Here is a 22697-nt window from a genome sequence, read left to right as displayed (position 1 = left end):
ACCGACGGCGATACCGATGTCGAAGTAGCCGTGGTAGACGATGTCGTTGCCGTCAACCGAGGCGTTCAGGATCGGGAACTTCTTGAGGGCGTGCACGGCCGCCTTGACGAAGAAGCTCATGAAGCCCAGCTTGACGCCGTGTTCCTTCTCGAAGCGCTCTTGCATGCGCTTGCGCATCTCCATGACCGGGGCCATGTTGATTTCGTTGAAGGTGGTCAGGATGGCGTTGGTCGACTGCGACTGCAGCAGACGCTCGGCCACGCGGGCACGCAGGCGGGTCATGGGCACGCGCTCTTCAGGGCGGTCGCCCAGGTCGGGTGCGACCATGGCCACCTGCGGCAGCACCTTGGTCGGTGCGCCGGTGGGAATGGCCACCGGTGCAGCCACAGCCTTGGGTGCGGCGGCGGCGGCGAGCACGTCGCCCTTGGTCACGCGGCCGTCCTTGCCCGTACCGGCCACGGAACCCGCGGCCATGCCGTTGTCGGCCATCAGCTTGGCGGCGGCGGGCATGGCCACACCGGCCTTGCTGGTGGACGCGGCAGCGGCCGCGGCCGGCGCAGCGGCCACAGGGGCCGGGGCGGCGGCGGCAGCCGGTGCAGCGGCCGGAGCCGCGGCACCCGCCACGGCGGCGGTGTCGATCTTGGCGATCAGCTGGTCGGCGGCCACGGTGGCGCCGTCGCCTTGCAGGATCTCGACCAGCACACCCGACGACGGCGCCGGGCATTCCAGCACCACCTTGTCGGTCTCGATGTCGATCAGGATCTCATCGACGGTGACCGCGTCACCGACTTTTTTCTTCCATTGCAGCAGGGTGGCTTCGGCCACGGATTCGGAGAGCTGCGGGACTTTGACTTCTACGATTGCCATGTTCTTTTCCTAAAGAGATGTGAGCGCTCGGCGGGGCACGAGACCGGGCGCGAGCGGCACGCTCAGCACCCGGCGTCCAGCGCCGGACGTGATTACTTCGTGAGGATGAAGCCCTTGAGCTTGCCGAAAGCCGCTTCGATCAGCGTCTTCTGCTGCTCCTGGTGCAGGTGCGCGTACCCCACGGCGGGCGATGCCGATGCGGCGCGGCCGGCGTAACCCAGCTTCTGCCCGTCGAGCATGTTCTCGTGGATGTAGTGCTGCACGAAGAACCAGGCGCCCTGGTTCTGAGGCTCGTCCTGGCACCAGACGATGTCGGTGGCGTGCGGGTACTTCTTGATCTCGGCGCCGAACACCTTGTGCGGGAACGGATAGAGCTGTTCCACGCGCAGGATGGCCACGTCGTCATCGCCACGCTCTTCGCGCTTCTTGACCAGGTCGTAGTACACCTTGCCCGAGCAGCAGATCACGCGCTTGACCTTATCGGCCTTCTTGATCACGGACTCGTTGTTTTCCGGGATCACGGTCTGGAAACCGCCCTTGGTGAACTCGGACAGCGGCGAGGTCGCGTCCTTGTTGCGCAGCAGCGATTTGGGCGTGAAGATCACCAGCGGCTTGCGCAGGTTGCGGATGACCTGGCGGCGCAGGATGTGGAAGATCTGGCTGGCCGTGGTCGGCTGCACGAGCTGCATGTTCGTGTCGGCCGCCATCTGCATGAAGCGCTCCAGACGCGCCGAGCTGTGCTCGGGGCCCTGGCCTTCGTAGCCGTGCGGCAGCATCAGCGTGATGCCGTTGACGCGACCCCACTTCACTTCGCCGGAGGCGATGAACTGGTCGATCACGACCTGGGCGCCGTTGGCAAAGTCGCCGAACTGCGCTTCCCAAATCACCAGGGTGTTCGGGTCGTTCGAGGCGTAGCCGTACTCAAAGCCCAGCACCGCCTCTTCGGACAGGATGGAGTCGATGACGACGAACGGCGCCTGGTTGTCGGCCACGTTCTGCAGCGGGGTGTAGGTGCCCTCGTTCCACTTCTCGCGGTCCTGGTCGTGAATGACGGCATGGCGGTGTGTGAACGTGCCACGGCCGCAATCCTCACCCGACAGGCGCACCGGGAAGCCACTGGCCACCAGCGAAGCAAACGCCATGTGTTCGCCCATGCCCCAGTCCACCGGGATGTCGCCACGCCCCATGGCCGCGCGGTCGGCGTACACCTTCTTGACCAGCTGGTGCGGTGTGACGCTGTCGGGGATGGTCGTCAGGCGGTCGGACAGGCGCTTCCACTCGGCCATCGGAATGGCGGTGTCGCCCGCGTCGGTCCACTTCTTGCCCAGGAAGGGCGACCAGTCCACCGCGTACTTGCTCTTGAAGTTGGTCAGCACCGGGTCCACCGTGTGGCGGCCGGCGTCCAGCGCGGCGCGGTAGGCCTTGACCATGTCGTCGCCCAGCGTGTCGCCCAGGCCTTGCGCGGCCAGCTTGTCGGCGTACAGCTTGCGCGTGCCGGGGTGCGCGCTGATCTTCTTGTACATCAGCGGCTGGGTCAGGCTCGGGGTGTCCTGCTCGTTGTGGCCCAGCTTGCGGAAGCAGATGATGTCCACGACCACGTCCTTGCGGAAGGTCATGCGGTATTCCAGTGCGAGCTGCATGCACAGCACCACCGCTTCAGGATCGTCACCGTTGACGTGCAGCACCGGCGACTCGACGCCCTTGACGATGTCGGTGCAGTACAGGGTGGAGCGCAGGTCGCGCGGGTCGGAGGTGGTGAAACCGATCTGGTTGTTGATGATCAGGTGCACCGTTCCGCCCGTGGTGTAGCCACGCGTGGCGGCCAGCGCCAGGGTTTCCTGGTTCACGCCCTGGCCAGCGAAGGCGGCGTCACCGTGCACCAGCACCGGCAGCACCTGCTTGCCCAGCGCGTCGCCACGGCGGTCCATGCGGGCACGCACCGAACCTTCGACCACCGGGTTCACGATTTCCAAGTGCGAGGGGTTGAAGGCCAGCGACAGGTGGACCGGGCCGCCAGGGGTGGTCACGTCGGAGCTGAAACCCTGGTGGTACTTCACGTCACCGGCGGGCAGTTCTTCGGGCGCGGTGTGGTCGAACTCGGCGAACAGGTCCTTGGGCATTTTGCCCAGGGTGTTGACCAGCACGTTCAGGCGGCCGCGGTGGGCCATGCCGATCACGATTTCCTGCACGCCCTGGGCGCCGGCCTGCTGGATCACTTCGTCCATGGCGGCGATGAAGCTCTCACCACCTTCGAGCGAGAAGCGCTTCTGGCCCACGTACTTGGTGTGCAGGAAACGCTCCAGGCCTTCGGCTGCGGTCAGGCGGTCCAGGATCGCCTTCTTCTTCTCGGCGTTGAAAGACGGCTTGGCGCGGATCGACTCCAGCTTCTCTTGCCACCAGCGCTTTTGCGTCTGGTCGCTGATGAACATGTATTCGGCGCCGATGCTGCTGCAGTAGGTCTCGCGCAGAACGTTCAGCAGGTCACGCAGGCTCATGACCTCCTTGCCGAAGAAGGTGTTGCTGGTGTTGAACACGGTCTCGTAGTCGGCGTCGGAGAAGCCGTAGAACGAGGGGTCGAGTTCGGGAATGTTGTCGCGCTCGGTGCGCTTGAGGGGGTCCAGATCGGCCCAGCGGGCACCCACGTTGCGGTAGGCGGCGATCAGTTGCTGGACGGCGACACGCTTGCGGCCCAGGTCCGAATCGGCGCCTGCGGCCATGACCACCTTGGTCCCGCCTTGCTTGGCGCGCTCGGCAAACGCATTGATGACCGGCAGGTGGGGAACGTCGCGGGCATCGGAGCCGTCGACGGCAGGCACGTGCTGCAGGGCGTCAAAGTAGCTGCGCCAGTTGTCGGGCACGCTGCCCGGGTTGTCGAGGTAGTTCTCGTACATCTCTTCCACATACGGCGCGTTGCCGCCGAAGAGGTACGAATTGGACTGGTAGGCGACGTAGACGTTGCCCCCGTTCGATGGGGAATTGCTCATGGATCCGCTGACCTCCGCTTCCCTGAGGGAAACATTAGCTGGTTAAAGAAACCTCCCGCGACACGGCTGGACCGATTGGCGGATGCGACAGTGACTGTGGAAGGACCTGATGCGGGCGCGATTGTGCCATCAGCGGTCACACTGGGCGAGCAATAAATGCAAAACGCCCCGACTGCGGCACAGAACGCGAGGCTCTGTTGCATCGGGGCGATACGACAGGCTGGTGTCAGCCTGTCCAACGGATGGCGCTCAGGTCACGATGCGCGGCGACAGGCGCTCGGACGCCGGCACCGCACTGGGCTCGTCCATTTCGATGGCGATCTGGGTGCACACGGTGCGGCACAACGTCACCGCTTTTTCGCTCTGGACGCGGTAGATGACCTGGGTGCCTTCCTTGCGTTTGGCCAGCACCCCCGCGCGGTACAGCAGGTTCAGGTGCTGCGACAGGTTGGGCTGCGTGGTGTCGATTTCCTGCAACAGCTGCGACACGGACTTTTCCTTGTCGCACAAGGCGCTGAGGATGCGCAGGCGCATCGGGGTGGCCAGCACGCCAAACAGTTCGGCCGCCATTTCAAACACCCGAACTTTTTCGACGCTGGTTTCGGAATCGATCATTTGGTTCATGGCGGCTAGGTTTTTGTCAATATAAGCATGGATGATACGCAGAAAGCCTGACCATGCCCACGGGTTTTTCACGCGTGACCGACAGCGCCCACCCAAACAAATGGCCCCATGCGCCGGCAAGACGCATGGGGCCATTTGTGGCGTCGGCCGCTCAGGCCTGCAGATCCTTGATCTGCTGCAGCGCCGCCGGATCGTCCATGGTGGTCAGGTCGCCGGGGTCGCGGCCCTCGCACACGGCCTGGATGGCGCGGCGCAGCAGTTTGCCGCTGCGCGTCTTGGGCAGGACGTTGACGAAGCGGACCCGGGCGGGACGCGCCACGGCCCCCAGCTGTTCATCCACCAGCTTCATCACCTCGCCCTCCAGCTTCAGGCGCGACGCCTCGTCGGCGATCAGGCTAGCGTCTTTCACCACCGCAAACGCCATGGCAACCTGGCCCTTGAGCTGGTCGGCCACACCGACCACCGCCACCTCGGCAATGCGCGGGTGGCTGGAGATGCTTTCTTCGATCTCGCGCGTGCCCAGTCGGTGGCCGGCCACGTTGATCACGTCGTCGGTGCGGCCCAGGATGAAGTAGTAGCCGTCTTCGTCGCGGATGCCCCAGTCGAAGGTGCTGTAGACCACCTTGCCCGGCACGCTGGACCAGTAGGTCTTGACGAAGCGTGCGTCGTCGCCCCAGATGGTCTGCATGCAGCCCGGGGGCAGCGGGCCTTCGACCGCCACCACACCCTTCTGGTTGCCGCCTTGCAGTTCGGCACCGGTCTGGTCGTCCAGCAGCTTGACGTTGTAGCCGTACACCGCCTTGCCCGGCGAGCCGAACTTGCTGGGCGCCGGTTCCACGCCGTTGCAGATCGCCAGGATGGGCCAGCCGGTTTCGGTCTGCCAGTAGTTGTCGACGATGGGCTTGCCCAGTTCCGCCGAGATCCACTGCGCGGTCGGCTCGTCCAGCGGCTCACCCGCCAGGAACAGCGCCTTGAGCGACGACAGGTCGTACTTCTTGATGAACGACGGGTCGTATTTCTTGAGCACGCGCACCGCCGTGGGCGCGCTGAACATGACCGTGACCTTGTACTTCTCGACCAGGCTCCACCAGACGCCGGCATCCGGGCGAATGGGCAGGCCCTCGTACATGATGGTCGCCATGCCGCCGATCAGCGGGCCGTAGATGATGTAGCTGTGACCCACCACCCAGCCGATGTCGCTGGTGGAGAAGTAGGTCTCGCCCGGGTTGCCCATGTAGATGTGTTTCATGGACGCGGCCAGCGCCACGGTGTAGCCCCCGGTGTCGCGCTGCACACCCTTGGGCTTGCCGGTGGTGCCGCTGGTGTAGAGCGTGTAGCTGGGGTGGGTGGCGTCCACCCACTCACAGGGCACGACGGTGTCCATCACCTGGGCGCGGGCCAGGGCGTAGTCCACATCGCGCCCTTCGACAGCGGAAAAATCCGCCAGACCGCGGTTGACCATCACCACCTTGGCGGGCTTGTGCGACGAAAGCTTGATGGCCTCGTCCAGCAGCGGCTTGTATTCGACCACCTTGCCCCCGCGCGAACCGGCGTCGGCACTGACGATGGCCACCGGCGAGGCGTCTTCGATGCGGCTGGCCAACGCGTGGCTGGCAAAGCCGCCGAACACCACCGAGTGTATGGCGCCGATGCGCACGCAGGCCAGCATGGCAAAGGCCGCCTCGGGGATCATGGGCATGTAGATCAGAACGCGGTCGCCCTTCTTGACGCCCTGCGCCTGCAGGATGGCGGCCATGCGCTGCACCTCGGCGTGCAGCTCGCGGAAGCTGTAGGTCGTCTCGGTGTCGGTCTCGGTCGACACGAAGATCAGCGCATTCTGGTCGGCGCGGTCTTTCAGGTGGCGGTCCACCGCGTTGTGGCACAGGTTGGTCAAACCGCCTTCGAACCAGCGGGCAAACGGCGGGTTGTCGTAGTTGCAGACGCGGTCAAAAGGCTTGTGCCAGTCCACCAGCGCCGCCTGCTCGGACCAGAAGGCGTCGCGGTCTTCGATGGAGCGGCGGTGGAAGTCGGCGTAGCCCTGTGCGTTGCTCATGCAAATCTCCTGCGGGTGGTGGTACCTATGGGGAACGGACCGCCCCGGGCCACACGAAGACCGGATGCGCCGCTCACATCAAACTGAATTCATAATTATGAGAACCAGACTTGCGACAGCCTGACACTCGGCCACCCATGGCACGCGCAACGCGTCCCCGCCGGCGGCGCTGGCCGCGTCGCGTGGCCAGCGCCTGTTGGATTTATTTGATCAACGCCTGCACTTCACGGAACGCGGGGTGTTCGGCGCTGCGCAACCACTCGAAAGCCACCATTTCGGTGGTGATCAGCTCGGCACCGGCCCCTGCCAGGCGATCGAACGCGGCGTCCCGGTTGCGTTCGGTGCGCGAGCCGCAAGCATCGGTGACCACCCAGACCGCCACCTCCTGCTCGATCAGTTCCAGCGTGGTCTGCAGCAGGCACACATGCGCTTCGCAGCCGGCGATGACCACCGTGTTCCGCTCCGGCGCGGCCGGCGCGGCGGGCTTTTGCAGGTGGCGCGGCAGGCTGCGCGCGTTGCCCCCCGTCGGGCGCGCGGGCGGCCGCAGGCAGTCCAGCAGGCCGGCGCCCACGGCGCTGAAGTCCATCTTGGCCAGGGTCTTCTGGCAGTGCTCACGCACCGCAGCATCGTTCGGCCCCAGCTTGTCGGGGTTCTGCTCGGTTCCCCACACGGGCACCTGCAGCAGCCGCGCCATGCGCGCCAGCCGAACGGCGTTGGCCAGCACCTGGGTGCCTTCGTGAATGGCGGGCATCAGGCGGCTCTGGTAATCCACCAGCACCAGTTGGGAATCGCTTGCGTCCAGCAGCATGGCAATGTCTTTCAGGTCAACAAAGAAAGACGGGGATTGTGACAAACCAGGGGTCGCCAGTCCTTTAGGAACCGATTGCCGCACAGGCTCCGAACCTGCCGCTTGTCGGGAAATTTACGGTTTTTTCAACAAAATCAAAGCACTGCGTGGCATAGCTCACTTGACTTGCGACGATGCCGTCCGTTAAGGTCGGAGGATGAGAATCTGGATGTCAGCCCTGTTGCTGAGTTGCGCTGCCCTGGTCGCCCACGCGGCCCCCAACGACACCGGGCCTGAGGACATGGACACCCTGCTATTGGAAAAAGGCCTGATGTCGCGCCTGACCGGCCACCTGCAACAGGCCCGCGACAACATGGGTGAAAAGGCGTCGCAGCTGGTCGTCAACGCCATGGGCTTCCTCGGCGTTCCCTACAAATACGGCGGAAACAGCGTTGAATCGGGTGGATTTGACTGCAGCGGCTTCGTTCGCGCCGTTTACGAACAGTCCATTGGCAAGGTGCTCCCGCGCCGCGCCAGCGACCAGGCCGCCGCCACGCAGGCGATCGACCGCAACGAGCTCAAGCCGGGCGATCTGGTCTTCTTCAACACCATGAAGCGCGCCTTCAGCCACGTGGGCATCTACGTCGGCGAGGGCAAGTTCATCCACGCCCCACGTTCCGGTGCGTCGGTGCGCGTGGAAGACATGCGCCACGCGTACTGGCAAACGCGGTTCAATGGCGCCCGTCGCGTCGCGCCGCTGGCCGACGGAAACCCCGCCGCCATTCCTGTCCTGCCGGCCGCCGGCAACTGAACGCCGCCTCGCCGCCGGGCATCGCCTTCGTCAGGGCGGCCCCGCCGCAGGCGCACAGCGGGTCGGCGCGGACCCTTCGGGTGTCGGCCGTGTCGCGACAAGGGCGCTTGACGCTGTTCCTGCCGCTCAAGGTGCGCAGGCCTCTTTCGGGACCGCTGGCGGCTTCGACGCCCATGTTGTCGCCGACCACCGTGTAAAAGCGCATGAGGCTTGCCCACCCGCTGTGCGCCGTTGTTGAAGTTCCACGATCGCGCTCCGGCCCATGTTATCCATGCATGCGGCGATCTTCAAGCCGCCGTGCAACGCAGACCTGACTCAGCCTCACATCGCCATGAAGGCTCGAAGCCCCGCAGAGGCGGCGCGCCTGCCCTGATCACGTCGCAGCAACACAACAGTTCTTCAGGTCTGAAAAATGGCCACTCATTTGCGATTATTTCTCATTTAAATCAACCACTCTGGACGTCCATTCGAGCCAAACAGCGACGGCGAATTTGCCGGACTTAAACCGGAAATACCTTGGATTAGCAGAGGTTCATCGAAACATTTGTGCAAGCACCGCACAGCACGAAGATACATATTGCACATCAATCGCATTTGAAAAATCCAGCAGCAAGCCAACCCGCTCACGCCGCCCGACGCTGCGAAACCATCCTCACGGGAACGGGTCCTCGCACCGCCGCAGAAACGGCTCCAAAACCGTGGATTTTTCGTTATGCACTCACTAGCCTATGCAAACCAGGCGAGGCCACCCAAAACCAACAACCGATGACAACACACCCTACCCTGCCTGAGGCGGCATTGGCCGACATGGAAAACGAAGCCATCCGCGCGTGGCGCGAATTGTTTTCCGTCACCGCCCTACCGATCCGCGAAGCCGTGGCACACGTGGTCCGCGAAGGCGCCGAGCCCCTCACGGAAGACTTCTACAGCCGCATGCAAACCCACCCGCGCGCGGCCAACTTTCTGGACCAGGAGCGCGTGCAGCGCCGGCTGCGTGCCTCCCTGAGCCAATGGATGATCGACCTGTTCAGCACCCTGGAGGTCGAACAGATCCCGCCCGCGATCCGGCGCCAGATCGAGGTGGGCGCCGTGCATGCGCGCATCCGCCTGCCGATCGACCTGATCCCGTCGGGCATCCGGCTGCTCAAACGCGGCATCCGCCGCCGCATCGACTTCACGGCGCTCGATGCGGCGGACCGCCTGATCGCGCAGATCTACGTGTCGGACCTGCTGCACCTGGCCGACGGCCTGATGAACCAGGCCTACTTCCGAGACACGCACGAGGTGGTGCGCAACGACGAGGCCTACCGCCTGATGGGCCAGAAGCGCAGCGCCTCGTACGAGCGGGCACGCCAGCGCGCGGCGCTGTCCGAATGGGCCGAAGCGCTGCTGATCTCCGTCTGGACCCAGCCGCAGTCCGGCCTGGGTCCACGCCTGCGCGACTCCGAATTCGGCATCTGGATGCACCACAAGGGCGCCGTGATGTTCGAAGACACGGCGGACTTCCGGGACATCGTGGACGCGATCGACACCATGGACGACCAGTTGCTGCCGCGACTGCGCGATGCGCGCACCGACCGCGAACGCATCGACGCCAGCATCGGCACCATCAAACAGCTGCTGGACCTGATCCGCTACAAGCTCAACGACCTGTTCGACAGCAACCTGGGCAAGGACGATGGGCTGGACCAGGAAACCCAGCTGCCGGACCGGCGTTACCTGCCCGCCATCCTGGGGCGCGAGATGCGCACCCACCAGAGCAGCGGCCGGCCGTTCTGCCTGCTGCTCATCGAGGTGCATTTCCCAACCCTCAAGGACCAGCTGAGCAGCGGCACACGCAGCCGCCTGCTGCAAGCGGCGGTGGAGGCCGTGGCCGAATGCACGCGCACCACCGACCACCTGTTCCGCTACGACGAACACCGTCTGCTGCTGGTGGCGGTGGAATGCAGCCGCAGCAAAGCCGGAGACCTGGCCGCCAGCGTGGCCGAAAAACTGCGCAACGCCGTGAACACCGGCAACGTGCAAGGCCGCTGGACCCCGGTGAGCCCCAGCGTCTGCATCGGCATTGCCGAATACGACCGCCATCCCGACTACCAGTACTTCATCCAGCGGGCCGAAACGGCGCTGGCTGAGGCGTCCATGGCCCGGCGCAGCAAGATCGTGGGCGCCTGAGAAGGTGTGAACGAACGGCCGCCACCGCCCGCCGCGGCGGACCGGCCTACGGCAGCACGATGCAGAACCGGGCGCCCTGGCCCGGCACCGCGTGTGCGGTGATCTCGCCGCCGTGCCGCTGCACGATGCGCTGCACCGTGGCCAACCCGACCCCGATCCCCGGAAACTGGTCTTCGCGGTGCAGGCGCTGGAAGGGCTGGAACAGACGGTCGGCGTGCTGCATGTCAAAACCGGCGCCGTTGTCCGACACGCTGAAACCCCGCAGGCCATGGGCCTCGCAGGCGTGCACCCGGATGCTCGGCGACGCCGTGGCCCCGGTGTATTTCCAGGCGTTGTCGAGCAGGTTGGTCAGGGCCGATGACAGCATGCGCTCGTCGCCGTTCACCACCAGACCCTCCTCGATCTCGACCTGCAGCACCCGTCCGGTTTCCTCGGCCAGCTGGCCCAGGCGCTGCCGGGCCAGTGCCGAAATGTCCACGCGGTCGTGGCGCAATTCGCCCTGCGTGCTTTGCGACAGGGCCAGGATGCCTTCGATCAGCTCCCCCATTTTGGTCGCGGCCTGGTGGATGCGGTTCAGGTACGCCTTGGCCGGTGCCGGCAAGGTGTCCCCGAAGTCCTCCTGCAGCGCCTGGGAGTAACCACTCAACGCCCGCAGTGGCGCGCGCAGATCGTGCGAGACCGCGTAGGCAAAGGTCTCCAGCTCGCGGTTTGCCACGCTGAGCTCGGCCGTGCGCGCGGCCACGCGGGCTTCCAGCGTGGCGTTGATGTCGCGCAGCGTGGCCTCGGCCGACTTGAGCGGGTCGATATCCGTGTGCGTGCCCAGCATGCGCAGGGGTTTTCCATCGGCGCAGCGCTGCTCAATCTGCCCCAGCGACAGGATCCACTTCCACCGTCCTTCCCGCGTGCGCAGGCGGAACTCGACGTGGTAGCTGGGCAAGCGACCGGCCAGGTAGTCGTCCAGCGTGGTCAGCACGGGCGCACGGTCGTCCGGGTGCAGCCGTTCGCGCCAGCTGTCGAGCGACTCCCGGAACTCGGCGGGGTCGTAGCCGAGCATCGCGGCGTACTCCGGACTCACCGTGGCCTCGCCGGTCTGGAGATTCAGGTCGTACAAACCCTGACTGGCCGCGGCCAGGGCCAGGCGCAGCCGCTCCTCGCTGTCGTGCAGGGCCTGCTCGGTTTTCCGCCGGCCGGTGATGTCGAGGAAGGTCACCGCACATTGGCGTTCCCCCGCCCGGAAAGCAGACACCGAAAAATAGCACCCCAGCCGCTCGGAGCCCTGTTCGAACTGGCGCGGCTCGCCCGTCAGCGCCACGCGCCCGTAGGTGCCGATCCAGTCCGCCGCATCGGCTTCGATCCCCGGCACCACATGGGTCAGGCGCTGGCCGCACACAGTCACCAGATCCAGCCCGGTGACATCGGCAAACCCCTGGTTGGCCGCGAGGATCACCAGGTCCTGCGGTGCGCCCTGCCCGTCCAGCACCACCTCGAACAGCACAAAGCCGGTGTTCATGTTCTCGAACAGCGAGCGGTAGCGGGCCTCGGACTCCACCAGCAGCTGTTTGGCCGCCGTGCGTTCGGTGATGTCGCGCGAGATGCCAAAGGTCCCCTGAATGCCCCCCTGCGCATCGCGCAGCGGCCCCTTGGTGGCGAGAAACACCCGCTCGCCCAGCGCGGTGTCCAGCCGCTCCTCGTTGGTCTCCGTCTGGCCTGACACCAGCACGCGCTGGTCGATGCCCCGGATCAAGGTCGCCTGTTCGGCGGGAAAAACCGCCCCATCGTCCTGGCCCAGGAAGACCTCGGCCGAGTGCCCCATGTAGCGGGCCGCCGCGTCGTTGACGAGCAGGTAGCGGCCCTGCTCATCCTTGGCAAAGATCGCGTCGTTGGAACTCTTGACAATCGCCGTCAGCAGTTGCTGGGCGCGTTCCTTTTCCTCGACCTCAACACGCTCGCGCCGGTGGGCCGCACTCAATTTCGCCACCAGCCGCCGGACCAGCACATACAGCAGCAGCGTGGTGACCGCGACGAAGAACCAGCCTTTGAGCATGCTGGCCTGCACCAGCGCCCGCGGATCGAGAAACAGAAAGCCCATCACCCGGTCGGACAGCAAGATCCACAGACCGGCAAAGACGGCATACACCAGCGCCACACGCAAGGCGCCGCTCGTGATCCTTGAACGGGCGTTGGAAGGTTTCATGGGGCAACAGGTCGGCCGAGGCCAGGTGCGCATTGTGGCGAAAGCGGGAACCGGATCGCCGGAAATCGACCGGCAGCCGCCAAGACCATTCGACGAAAACGGTATTTGTGGGCAAATCACCCGCCGTCATCGGGAAGACACAGCGGCACGCCGCTCGCGCAGGCGGCGCACCGTGTGGAAGATGGGCTTCCCGCCGCTGGGCACCCGGGCTTGGGAGACCCGCGAGTGACCGTCGATGGCCAGGTGCACGGCGTCCCGGCCGGAGCCCGGGTTCCGGTGGGGTCTGGGTCTGTCCGCCGAAGCAGGCCCTGGGGTTGCCAGCGACGGGGAGCCTGCCAGCTTTGAGATCAGCCTGGCGCTGAAGTCAGTGAATCGCGCAGCACCAGTTCGCTGCGCAGTTCCACCTGCGCCGGTCCGGCGGGTTCGCTGTGGCGCACCGGACGCATCAAGGCCATCAGGCGGCGCGCCGCTTCCCCGGCCATCTGCTCAACGGGCTGGCGAATCGTCGTGAGAGCGGGCCAGAGCTTGCGCGCCATGTCGATGTCGTCGTAACCCGTGACCGACAGATCGGTCGGAAGGCTCATGCCGCGCTCATGGGCCACGGCCAGCACACCCGCGGCGATGTCGTCGCTGGACGCGATGATGGCGGTGGGCCGTGGCGTGAGCGCCAGCAACTGCTGCGCGCCCTGCCGGCCAGCGTCGAAACCGAAGCTGCCCTGGAACACCAGCGCCGGGTCCAGCGGCAGCCCGGCGCCTGTGATCGCGTCGGCGTAGCCGGCATAACGATGCTCAGCGTCACGCCAGCCCGCGTTGCCGCGGATGAAGCCGATGCGGCGATGGCCAAACTGCAAGATCAGGCGTGTCATCGCACACATGGCTTCCCGGTCATTGGCCACGACCGAAGGACCGTCATGCAACTCGGCGGCTGAGCTGATGGTGGCGAAAGGGACCTTCGCGGCCTGCAAGGCCTGCACCAGCCCTGCCCGATCACACAGCGGCGAGGTGATCAGGAAGCCGCCCACCTCGCGTCGGCGCACACGGCCGATCAGGCCCGAAAAGTCGTGCGCCTGGTCGGACTCCGACAGACGCACCAGTGCCAGGCCAAAGCCGGCGGCCTGAAGGATGTCGAAGGCACCCGACTGCAGGCTCATGCGGTACTCGTAACCCACACGCAGGATGGACGGTTCGCTCAGTCCCGAACTCAGCAGGCCCACCACCGGCGTGACGCCGCTGGACATGGCGCTGGCAAAGGCGTTGGGGACATACCCCAGGCGCTTGATCGCGTCCCGCACCGCCTGCCGGGTGGCCTCCGAAGCCTTGGGTTCGTCGCGAATCACCCGCGAGACCGTTTTGATGGACACACCGGCAGCGGCGGCCACCTCATGGATGGTGATCTTGGTCGGGCGCGACAGGTCTTTCGTCATGGTCTTCTGTCTGGTTGCAACAGTCGTGGGCAGGCATCGAGAACCCAGCGTCCCCGCATTGTAGTGGCCACTGTATGGCCGTCCAGGGACAAGCTTATCCCCGTGTGCATCAGACCCACTCGCCTGGCCGCACCGACGTGTCTTCACCTAGGGAAAACCATAGGACTTGTCCACTTCACGGCTGCATAGAATTGTCAGGGGACAACGTTGTGCCCTTTGTCGATGGAAGCCCACAAGAGGTGGCTGCGGTGATTTTTGGGCCGTCAGACACCGATGGCGCCGCATACCAGCAGCCCATTGGGGATGCCTTTCAAGCCGATTGACCGAAGAGGCCATCCTCGATGACGCGCAATTTTTGACCCTGGAGACAACAAGAACCAGTACGCAAACCGCTCGAAAACAAATTTCTGACGCGCACGAACGCGCGGGCGAAAGACACGAACAGGAGCGGCGTTGCAAACGCACATCGGGCTCCCCATTTTCTCAATGGCTCAATCCAATACAAGCAGAGGCTTTATGGAACACAAACAAAACCCATCATTTCCGGCGCTCAAGGTCAGCACGCTGATCATTGCATCCCTGTTCTCGCAAGTGGCCAGCGCGGGCCAGGCCGAGGACCTGAACGCCACCATCAAAGCGCTGACCGAGCGCATGGCGGCAATGGAACAGGAATTGAAGGCCAGCAAGGCCGCCCAACCGGAGTCAGCCACGAAAAAGGCAGACCAGGGCACCGCTGAACTTGATACGCGCGTGAACAAGCTGGAACAAAAGGTCGGCGCCATCAGCAACAGCACTGACGAAAAAGCCATCGGAAAAGTCAAGTTCAATTTCTGGGGCCGGTACATGATGAGCGCCTACGACGACATCAGCCCTCTGGCCAAAAACGCCAACGGCTACGCGTCCAACTCCGACTCGCAAGTCCGCTTCAAACTCAAAATGAACACCCAGTTGCAGGACAATGTCTGGGCCTTTTCCACGCTCGGCGCGGATATCACTTACAAACCGGACGACGCCTTCAACTACAACTCACCGGCGCCCAACTCGACCGCCAACCAGGCACTGCAACTCCAAAAAGTGGGGGTTCGAGTGAAAACGGGCAACTGGTACACCACGGTTGGCCGCCAGGGCGCCAACGAGTCGGATCCCCCGAACCGCCTGGGCACCGGCCTCTGGCTCGCATCGAGCACCGGCTTTGACGGCATCTCCACCTATTACAAGGATCCGGACAATGGCAACAACAAATTCTTCATCGGTGGATTCCAGCGCAGCTTTGGTGGCGCCAACCGCAATGTCCTGATTGCCAATGCCTCTTACGACGTGACCCCCCGCGTCAATCTGCTGGCCACCTATTTTGCGGACGGCAAATCTCACGCAGCCAATCCCGGCGTCACCAATGCCGGTCGTGCCCACATCAGCACCATTGGAACCGTTGCCAAGCTGGACAGCAACAACATGTGGAAACTCGTGGCCGAGGTTGGCCACAATGCACGCGCCGACGTGGCATTGGCCAGCGCAGGAAACAGCAGTTACTCCAACGGCAAGAGAACGGGCTGGGATGCGCTGATTCAGTACAACAATGCGGACATCAACAAGCCCGGCAGTTGGGCGGTCAGTGCCGACTACCGTAAATTCAACCCCGGATTCAGTCCGTATTCGGGTGCCGAATGGATCGGCGGTGCACTGCAGCCCACCAAGCTGGGTCTGCGCGGTTCCAACCCCGGCGGGGCTGGATCGAACGCCGACAACGTAAAGGGTGCCGGCTTGTATTTCGAATACGTTCCGTACAAGAACGTGATCGGGCAAATCAGCATGTACAGCTTTGCGCCGGTGGTTGCAGGTGCCACCGACGGAAAATACCGCCAATCGGTGCGGTTCTTTGTGGATTACATGTTCTAAACAGGGCGCGGCCCTTGCGTGAAATGGGTCCTGTCGGCCACTCCGGGCAGTATGGTCCTGGGTGAAGCCTGTGCAGGCCCATTTCACGGTCATCCAAGGGTAAAAACCGACATCATGAAAACAACTGTGTCCGATGATCTGACGTTGAGAGACAACGTTGCCCCAACTTCCCATCCGCCCATGAAAGAAACGGTTCTGGACAGCCTGCGCCGCCCCCCGTTCTCGCTGGACGAGGAAGGCATCGCCTGGGTGCAAGGCACGCTGGCATCGCTGGACACCAATCAAAAGCTGCGCCAACTCTTCAACGTGGCGTTGCATGGAGAGGACGCCGCGGACGTGGCGCGCGTGGTCGCACTCGGTGTGGGAGGGGTCACCCGTTTTGTGGGGCCCGACTTTGAGCGGTCCTGGGCCGTCGCGCAAGAACTGGTCGAGGGCAGCGCCATCCCCCTGCTGCTGAGCGGGGACATCGAGGGCGGCTCCATTGCCATGCCGTTTGGCAGCCGCTTGCCCAACCAGCTGGGCCTGGCGGCCACCGGATCGACGGCGCTGTCCGAGCAAGCCGCGGAGGTGCTCGCCGCCGAGGCGCACGCGCTGGGCTACAACTGGACCTTCACGCCCGTGGTGGACATCAATGCGGCGTTCCGCAGCGCCATCGTGGCCACGCGGTCCTATGGATCGGATGTGGACACGATCCTGGCCCATGCACTGGGCCATGTGCACGCCTTCCAACGCTCGGGCCTGGCCGCCACCGCCAAACATTGGCCCGGCGAAGGCTTTGACGACCGCGACCAGCATCTGGTCACCACCCTGAACCCGCTGGACCGCGCCGACTGGGAAGCCAGCTTTGGCCGGCTCTACCGCGAACTGATACAGGCTGGCGTCATGACCGTGATGTCGGCACACATTGCCTGGCCAGGCTACGCCCGCCAGCACGGCGTGGAGGGCCTGGAAGCCTGCCGCCCGGCCTCCGTCTCGCGCCTGCTCAACGAACAACTGCTGCGTGGCGAACTGGGCTTCAATGGCCTGATCGTCTCGGACGCCAGCGGCATGGCAGGGCTCAACGCCTGGGCCGACCGCGCCGAGACTGTGCCCGAGGTGATCGCCAATGGCTGTGACATGCTGCTGTTCCCCAGCCCTTTTGAAACCGACTTTCAGCACGTCCTGAACGCCCTGGCCGACGGACGCCTGAGCGCGAACCGCATCGAAGAAGCGTGCACCCGCGTGCTGGGCCTGAAAGCCGCACTGGGTCTGCATCGCAAGACCAAAGATCAATTGCTGCCACCGATGGAGGCGGCCCGAGCCGTGCTCCGAAGCCCCGAACACCTGGCGGTCGAGCGTGCCGCGGCGGGCGCGAGCATCACCCTGGTCAAGGATGTGCAGGGTCTGCTGCCCCTGGACATCAAGCGCCACCGCCGCATTGTGCTGGTGACGGACCCGCAGCGCGGTGGCTTTGCCTACCAGGCGCCCTTGCCGCTGCAGCTGCCGCAATGGTTGAGCGAGCGCGGCTTCGACGTTCGCGCCTACGATCCGGCCACACCGCCCACGCCCGAAGACACGGACCTGGTGCTCTATTTGCTGGCGCAAGAGTCGCTGCTGACCCAATCGCACATTTACCTGGACTGGAACCGCCTGCATGGCAGCCTGGGCACGGCGATGCAGCGCCACTGGCACCGACTGCCCAGCCTGCTGGTTTCCCTCGGACACCCCTATTACCTGTATGACGCGCCGCGCATGCCCTGTGTGATCAACGCCTACAGCGCCATCCTGCCGGTGCAGCAGGCCGTGCTGGAGCGGCTGCTCGGCGAGCAGCCATTCACCGGAACCAGTCCGGTGGATGTGAGCTGCGGCCTGCCCGATGCCCTGCATTAACCCGTTTTCAACCCCACCCACCCGAGGAACTGACATGACCCCCAAGCAAACCCTTCAACACATTGCCGCTGCCGCACTGGCCGCCACCACCCTCGGCGCCCAGGCCCAACAGATCGAGGTGCTGCACTGGTGGACCGCCCCCAGTGAATCCAAGGCGGTGAAGGTCTTCGCCGACGCCTACGCGGCCGGCGGCGGCAAGTGGCAGGACACCGCGATTGCCGGCGGCGTGGGTGCCGCCACGCAGGTGACCATGTCGCGCCTGGCCGCGGGCGACCCGCCCGGTGCCGTTCAGATGCCGCTGGGCCGCCGCTTGCGCGACGTGGCCGCCGAAGACCTGCTGGGCGACATCACCGATGTCGCCATCAAGGGCAAGTGGGCCGAGGTGCTGCCGCCTGCCGTGCTGCGCAGCGTGACGGTGGCCGGCAAGGTGGTGGCCGTGCCGGTGGCGATGCACGGCGTGAACTGGATGTGGTACAGCCCCAAGGTGCTCGAAGCCGCCAAGGTGACGCCGCCGAAGAACTGGGACGAGATGCTGGTCGCCGCCGAGAAGATCAAGGCCACGGGCGCCCTGCCCTTTGCCGTCTCCACCCAGGCCTGGCAGCTCAACTGGCTGTGGGGCAACATCCTGGCCGGCGTCGGCGGGCAAAAGACCTATGCGCAGTTCACCGACAGCGACCCCAAGGTGTTCACCACGCCGGCCGGTGTCCGGGCGTTCGAGATCCTGGCCAAGATCCGCGACTATGCCGACCCGGCCGCCGCCAACCGCGCCTGGAACGCCAACTCCACCCTGGTCATGAACCACAAGGCGGCCTTCCAGTTCATGGGCGACTGGGCCAAGGGCGAGTTCATCGGTGCCGGCAAGAAGCTGGGTGCCAAGGGCGATGTCGGCTGCATGCTGACCCCTGGCACGCAGGACTTCTACGTCATGATGGGCGATGTGATCGCGATCCCCAATGGCGTCAAGCCCGAGGTGCTGGCGCAGCAGAAGAAGCTGGCCGAGATCGTCATGAGCCGTGACAGTCAGCTCAAGTTCTCGCTGGCCAAGGGTTCCATCCCGTTCCGCACCGACATCAAGGCCGAAGGCTTTGACGAATGCGCAGCCCTGGCGATGAAGGTCATGGCCAAGCCCAGCGCCCAGGTGCCCGGCGCCGCCATGGCGATCCGCACCGAGGTGTCGGGCACGGTCACCGACGCGATCGCCAAGTACTGGAGCACGCCGAGCATGACGCCGCAGCAAGGCGCCGAGGCCGCCGCAGCCGCCATGAAGCGCGCGCTCTGATCACCCTGCACAGGCCCCTATCGTGAGCAAACTGTTACGGCGCTACGGCGCGGTCTGGCTGGCACTGAGCCCTTCGGTGCTGGCCGCGGCCGTGTGCTTTTATGGCTGCATCGGGTGGATGGTCTACATCTCATTCACCCGCTCCAAGCTGCTGCCCAAATACGAGTGGGCCGGCCTGCTGCAGTACGAGCGGCTGATGACCGAAGACCGCTGGCACGTGGCCATGGGCAACCTGCTGATCTTTGGTGGCTGCCTGATCGTCATCACGCTGCTGGTGGGCGGCCTGCTGGCCATCGCCATGGACCAGAAGATCCGCATCGAAGGCACGCTGCGCAGCATCTACATGTACCCGCTGGCGATGTCCTACGTGGTCACGGGCCTGGCCTGGCAGTGGTTGCTCAACCCCGACTTCGGCCTGCAGCAGGTGGTGCGCGACCTGGGCTTCACCAGCTTCACCTTCGACTGGCTGGCCGATCAGGACCGCGCCATCTACACCGTGGTCATCGCTGCGGTGTGGCACGGCGCGGGCCTGGTGATGGCCATCCTGCTGGCGGGGCTGCGCAACATCGATGGCGAAATCTGGCGTGCCGCCGAGATCGACGGCATTCCGGCCTGGCGCATGTACTGGCACGTCATCCTGCCCATGCTGGCGCCGGTGATCAGCACCTGCGTGGTGCTGCAATCCCTGGGCGCGCTGCGGGCCTATGACCTGGTCGTGGCCATCACCGGCGGCGGCCCCGGTTACGCCAGCGACCTGCCGGGCAAGTTCGTGGTGGACTACGCCGGCGAGCGCGCCAACCTGGGCCTGGCGGCCGCGGCTGCCGTGGAGATGCTGGTGCTGATGGCCCTGCTGCTGACGCCCTACCTGCTCTACAAACGAAAGGCCAAGGCATGAGTTCCCTCGCAACCAATGCACCGGCGCGTCGCCGCCGCCGCATCACACCGCGCCAGCGCGTCGCCCGCCTGGGGCTGTATGCCTTCCTGCTGGCGGGTGCTCTGTTCTTCGCCCTGCCGATCTACGTGATGCTGGTGACCTCGCTCAAGCCGATGGAGGAGATTCGCCAGGGCTCCATGCTGGCGCTGCCGGCCGCGCCCAGCCTGGCGGCCTGGGTCGAGGCCTGGAGCGGCGCCTGCACCGGTCTGCAGTGCCAGGGCATCGCGCCGGGCTTCTGGAGTTCGGTGGCGATCCTGGTGCCCAGCGTGGTGCTGTCGATCCTGGTGGGCGCGGTCAACGGCTATGCGCTGGCGCAATGGCGCTTTCCGGGCGCCGACAAGCTGTTTGCGCTCATCACCGTCGGCGTCTTCATCCCGATCCAGGTGGTCATGCTGCCGATGGTGAAGATCTTCGCCTTCGTCGGCCTGCAGGGCTCGCTGCTGGCCATCGTCACGGTGCACGTGGTGTTCAGCCTGCCGTTCATGGCGCTGTTCTTCCGCAACTTCTACGCTGGCATCCCGGGCGACCTGCTGCGCGCTGCCATTGTGGACGGCGGGGGCTTCTGGAACATCTTCGTGCGCATCATGCTGCCGCTGTCCACCAACGTGCTGCTGGTGGCCCTGGTGTTGCAGGTCACCGGCATCTGGAACGACTTCCTGCTCGGGCTGATCTTCGCCGGGCGCGAGTGGCGGCCCATGACCGTGCTGCTCAACAACATCGTCAACGTCAGCGAGGGCGAGATTCGCTACAACGTGAACATGGCCGCGACCATGCTCACCGCGATTCCGCCCCTGTGTGTGTACTTTCTGTCAGGCAAATATTTTGTGCGCGGCGTCACGGCCGGTGCCACCAAGGGTTAAGGAACAAGCGATGCACGCCGTCACACTGAAACACATCGACAAGAGCTTTGGCCCTGTCCACATCCTCAAGAAGCTTTCGCTGGACATCGAGGCCGGCGAGTTCATCGTCTTGCTGGGCTCCTCGGGCTGCGGCAAGTCGACCCTGCTGTCCATCATCGCCGGCCTGGACGACCCGACCGACGGCAGCGTGGTCTTTGGCGAACGCGATGTCACCGACCTGCCGCCCAAGGACCGCGACATCGCCATGGTGTTCCAGAGCTATGCGCTCTACCCCACCATGACGGTGCGCAACAACATGGCCTTTGGCCTGCGCATGGCCAAGGTGCCAGACGCCGACATTGCCGAGCGACTGAGCTGGGCCGCCGCCATGCTGCACCTCACCGACTACCTGGACCGCAAACCGGCCCAGCTCTCGGGCGGGCAGCGCCAGCGCGTGGCCATTGGCCGGGCGATTGTGCGCAAGGCCAAGGTCTATCTGTTTGACGAGCCGCTGTCCAACCTGGACGCCAAGCTGCGCGCCGAGATGCGGCTGGAGATCAAGCGCCTGCACCAGCAACTGGGCGCCACCATGATCTACGTCACCCACGACCAGATCGAAGCCATGACCATGGCCACGCGCGTGGCCCTGATGCGCGAGGGCCGGGTCGAGCAGTACGCCACACCGGCCGAGATCTACAACCGACCGGCCAGCCGCTACGTGGCGGAGTTTGTCGGCTCGCCGCAAATCAACGTGTTTGAAGGCCAGCTGGCGGACCAGCAGGGATCGGCGGTGTTGCAGGTTCCCGGCGGGGCGGCGCTGACCGTACCGCCAGCGCGCCTGGGCGGCCCGGTGGGCGCCGCGCGCACGGTGCATGTGGGACTGCGCCCCGAGCATCTGGCCTTGGGCGAGAACGAGGCCCTGTCGCTGCTGCTGTCGCAAGCCGAAGTGGAGGTGATCGAGTTCACCGGCGCCGACGCGATGGTGTGGGTGAATGCCGGGCCCGGCGCCGCCCAAGCGCGCCTGTGCGTGCGCGTGCCGGCGGCCACGGCCCCGGAGCTGGGCGCACGTGTCAACGTGCGGGCCGATCCGATGGGGCTGTCGCTGTTCGACCGCGAGACGGGTCAGCGGCTTTGAAGATCTGAAGGCCCCTCGATGCCCTGAGCCCTTGGCCAGCGGTCCAACCCGTCACGGACGGTTGACACCCCATTGGCCTGGGCTCCCCCGGTTCAAGAAAACAAAAGCCCCGGACGGTTTCCCGTCCGGGGCTTTTTTTTCTGAGCGAACGCTGAAGCCGTTTACTTCTTCGCAGGCGGCAGGTCGGTACACGACCCGTGCGCCACCTCCGCCGCCATGCCGATGCTCTCGCCCAGCGTGGGGTGCGGGTGGATGGTCTTGCCGATGTCCACCGCGTCGGCGCCCATCTCGATCGCCAGCGCGATCTCGCCGATCATGTCGCCCGCGTGGGTGCCCACCATGCCGCCGCCCAGAATCTTGCCGTGGCCATGGGCCTCGGGCGAATCGTCGAACAGCAGCTTGGTGAAGCCTTCGTCGCGGCCGTTGGCGATGGCGCGGCCCGAAGCCGTCCAGGGGAACAGGCCCTTCTTGACCTTGATGCCCTGGGCCTTGGCCTGGTCCTCGGTCAGGCCCACCCAGGCCACCTCGGGGTCGGTGTAGGCCACGCTGGGGATCACGCGGGCGTTGAAGGCGGCCGCGGCCAGTTCCTTGTTGCCCTGCAGTTCACCGGCAATCACCTCGGCCGCCACATGCGCTTCGTGCACCGCCTTGTGCGCCAGCATGGGCTGGCCCACGATGTCGCCGATGGCGAAGATGTGCGGCACGTTGGTGCGCATCTGGATGTCGACGTTGATGAAGCCGCGGTCGGTCACGGCCACGCCGGCCTTGTCGGCGGCGATCTTCTTGCCGTTGGGCGTGCGGCCCACGGCCTGCAGCACCAGGTCGTAGA

The 22697-nt window shown here is 65.1% G+C and carries 16 protein-coding genes; 8 read left to right on the top strand and 8 right to left on the bottom strand.

The genetic code is table 11. From position 1 onward, the window contains the following. The 5 genes from RMP09_RS19170 to RMP09_RS19150 form a co-directional block, all read right to left on the bottom strand. Positions 1–867, bottom strand: an 867-nt coding sequence (locus tag RMP09_RS19170; RefSeq protein WP_310567566.1) for a 2-oxo acid dehydrogenase subunit E2, incomplete at its 3' end; no start/stop codon positions are given. Between the two features lie 92 nt (positions 868–959). Further along, a complete protein-coding gene (locus RMP09_RS19165; protein ID WP_310567565.1) occupies positions 960–3851 on the bottom strand; it encodes a 2-oxoglutarate dehydrogenase E1 component in 2892 nt (963 codons plus the stop codon). Between the two features lie 249 nt (positions 3852–4100). Further along, positions 4101–4475, bottom strand: a complete 375-nt coding sequence (locus RMP09_RS19160) for a metalloregulator ArsR/SmtB family transcription factor (protein WP_310567563.1) — start codon at positions 4473–4475, stop codon at positions 4101–4103. Positions 4476–4626: 151 nt separating this feature from the next. After that, complete coding sequence (locus tag RMP09_RS19155; RefSeq protein WP_310567562.1) at positions 4627–6528, bottom strand: propionate--CoA ligase; 1902 nt, start codon at positions 6526–6528, stop codon at positions 4627–4629. Between the two features lie 202 nt (positions 6529–6730). Next, on the bottom strand, positions 6731–7336 hold the full coding sequence (locus RMP09_RS19150; protein ID WP_310567561.1) for an isochorismatase family protein: 606 nt from the start codon (positions 7334–7336) through the stop codon (positions 6731–6733). Between the two features lie 196 nt (positions 7337–7532). Here RMP09_RS19150 and RMP09_RS19145 point away from each other — a divergent pair, with 196 nt between their 5' ends. After that, on the top strand, positions 7533–8126 hold the full coding sequence (locus RMP09_RS19145; protein WP_310567560.1) for a C40 family peptidase: 594 nt from the start codon (positions 7533–7535) through the stop codon (positions 8124–8126). Between the two features lie 765 nt (positions 8127–8891). Continuing rightward, positions 8892–10298: a diguanylate cyclase domain-containing protein gene (locus RMP09_RS19140; RefSeq protein ID WP_310567559.1), complete on the top strand. Its 1407-nt coding sequence runs from the start codon at positions 8892–8894 to the stop codon at positions 10296–10298. Positions 10299–10344: 46 nt separating this feature from the next. On the opposite strand, the gene RMP09_RS19135 is transcribed toward RMP09_RS19140, so the two are convergent. After that, entirely contained in the window at positions 10345–12492 is a 2148-nt protein-coding gene (locus tag RMP09_RS19135; protein ID WP_310567558.1) for a PAS domain S-box protein, read from the bottom strand. Between the two features lie 347 nt (positions 12493–12839). Next, positions 12840–13916: a LacI family DNA-binding transcriptional regulator gene (locus RMP09_RS19130; protein WP_310567557.1), complete on the bottom strand. Its 1077-nt coding sequence runs from the start codon at positions 13914–13916 to the stop codon at positions 12840–12842. A 516-nt stretch (positions 13917–14432) separates the two neighbouring features. On the opposite strand from RMP09_RS19130, the gene RMP09_RS19125 reads away from it, so the two are divergent. The 6 genes from RMP09_RS19125 (at position 14433) to RMP09_RS19100 (ending at position 21868) form a co-directional block, all read left to right on the top strand. Next, positions 14433–15812 carry a hypothetical protein gene (locus RMP09_RS19125; RefSeq protein ID WP_310567556.1) on the top strand — a complete coding sequence of 460 codons (1380 nt, stop codon included), beginning with the start codon at positions 14433–14435 and terminating at the stop codon, positions 15810–15812. Between the two features lie 180 nt (positions 15813–15992). Beyond that, on the top strand, positions 15993–17681 hold the full coding sequence (locus RMP09_RS19120; protein WP_310567555.1) for a glycoside hydrolase family 3 protein: 1689 nt from the start codon (positions 15993–15995) through the stop codon (positions 17679–17681). A 34-nt stretch (positions 17682–17715) separates the two neighbouring features. Continuing rightward, the gene (locus tag RMP09_RS19115; protein ID WP_310567554.1) at positions 17716–18960 is read left to right on the top strand and encodes an ABC transporter substrate-binding protein; all 1245 of its coding nucleotides are present in this window, start codon (positions 17716–17718) and stop codon (positions 18958–18960) included. A 22-nt stretch (positions 18961–18982) separates the two neighbouring features. Then, positions 18983–19855 (top strand): sugar ABC transporter permease, encoded by an 873-nt coding sequence (locus tag RMP09_RS19110; protein ID WP_310567553.1) that lies wholly within the window; start codon positions 18983–18985, stop codon positions 19853–19855. Next, positions 19852–20754, top strand: a complete 903-nt coding sequence (locus RMP09_RS19105; protein ID WP_310567552.1) for a carbohydrate ABC transporter permease — start codon at positions 19852–19854, stop codon at positions 20752–20754. Before RMP09_RS19110 ends, RMP09_RS19105 begins: the two co-directional genes overlap by 4 nt. A gap of 10 nt (positions 20755–20764) precedes the next feature. Then, positions 20765–21868, top strand: a complete 1104-nt coding sequence (locus tag RMP09_RS19100) for an ABC transporter ATP-binding protein (protein ID WP_310567551.1) — start codon at positions 20765–20767, stop codon at positions 21866–21868. Between the two features lie 161 nt (positions 21869–22029). Here RMP09_RS19100 and RMP09_RS19095 read toward each other — a convergent pair. Continuing rightward, on the bottom strand, positions 22030–22697 hold a 668-nt coding region (locus RMP09_RS19095), incomplete at its 5' end, for an NAD(P)/FAD-dependent oxidoreductase (protein WP_310567550.1).

Source organism: Hydrogenophaga sp. (assembly GCF_031426985.1).
Classification (GTDB): Bacteria; Pseudomonadota; Gammaproteobacteria; order Burkholderiales; family Burkholderiaceae_C; genus Hydrogenophaga.
This window is presented reverse-complemented; position numbering and strand designations above follow the sequence as displayed.

What these genes read in the sequence shown, in the direction of transcription:
- RMP09_RS19165 (WP_310567565.1), bottom strand. Translation starts at nt 3,851, where the DNA reads ATGAGCAATTCCCCATCGAACGGGGGCAACGTCTACGTCGCCTACCAG.
- RMP09_RS19160 (WP_310567563.1), bottom strand. Translation starts at nt 4,475, where the DNA reads ATGAACCAAATGATCGATTCCGAAACCAGCGTCGAAAAAGTTCGGGTG.
- RMP09_RS19155 (WP_310567562.1), bottom strand. Translation starts at nt 6,528, where the DNA reads ATGAGCAACGCACAGGGCTACGCCGACTTCCACCGCCGCTCCATCGAA.
- RMP09_RS19150 (WP_310567561.1), bottom strand. Translation starts at nt 7,336, where the DNA reads ATGCTGCTGGACGCAAGCGATTCCCAACTGGTGCTGGTGGATTACCAG.
- RMP09_RS19145 (WP_310567560.1), top strand. Translation starts at nt 7,533, where the DNA reads ATGAGAATCTGGATGTCAGCCCTGTTGCTGAGTTGCGCTGCCCTGGTC.
- RMP09_RS19140 (WP_310567559.1), top strand. Translation starts at nt 8,892, where the DNA reads ATGACAACACACCCTACCCTGCCTGAGGCGGCATTGGCCGACATGGAA.
- RMP09_RS19135 (WP_310567558.1), bottom strand. Translation starts at nt 12,492, where the DNA reads ATGAAACCTTCCAACGCCCGTTCAAGGATCACGAGCGGCGCCTTGCGT.
- RMP09_RS19130 (WP_310567557.1), bottom strand. Translation starts at nt 13,916, where the DNA reads ATGACGAAAGACCTGTCGCGCCCGACCAAGATCACCATCCATGAGGTG.
- RMP09_RS19125 (WP_310567556.1), top strand. Translation starts at nt 14,433, where the DNA reads ATGGAACACAAACAAAACCCATCATTTCCGGCGCTCAAGGTCAGCACG.
- RMP09_RS19120 (WP_310567555.1), top strand. Translation starts at nt 15,993, where the DNA reads ATGAAAGAAACGGTTCTGGACAGCCTGCGCCGCCCCCCGTTCTCGCTG.
- RMP09_RS19115 (WP_310567554.1), top strand. Translation starts at nt 17,716, where the DNA reads ATGACCCCCAAGCAAACCCTTCAACACATTGCCGCTGCCGCACTGGCC.
- RMP09_RS19105 (WP_310567552.1), top strand. Translation starts at nt 19,852, where the DNA reads ATGAGTTCCCTCGCAACCAATGCACCGGCGCGTCGCCGCCGCCGCATC.
- RMP09_RS19100 (WP_310567551.1), top strand. Translation starts at nt 20,765, where the DNA reads ATGCACGCCGTCACACTGAAACACATCGACAAGAGCTTTGGCCCTGTC.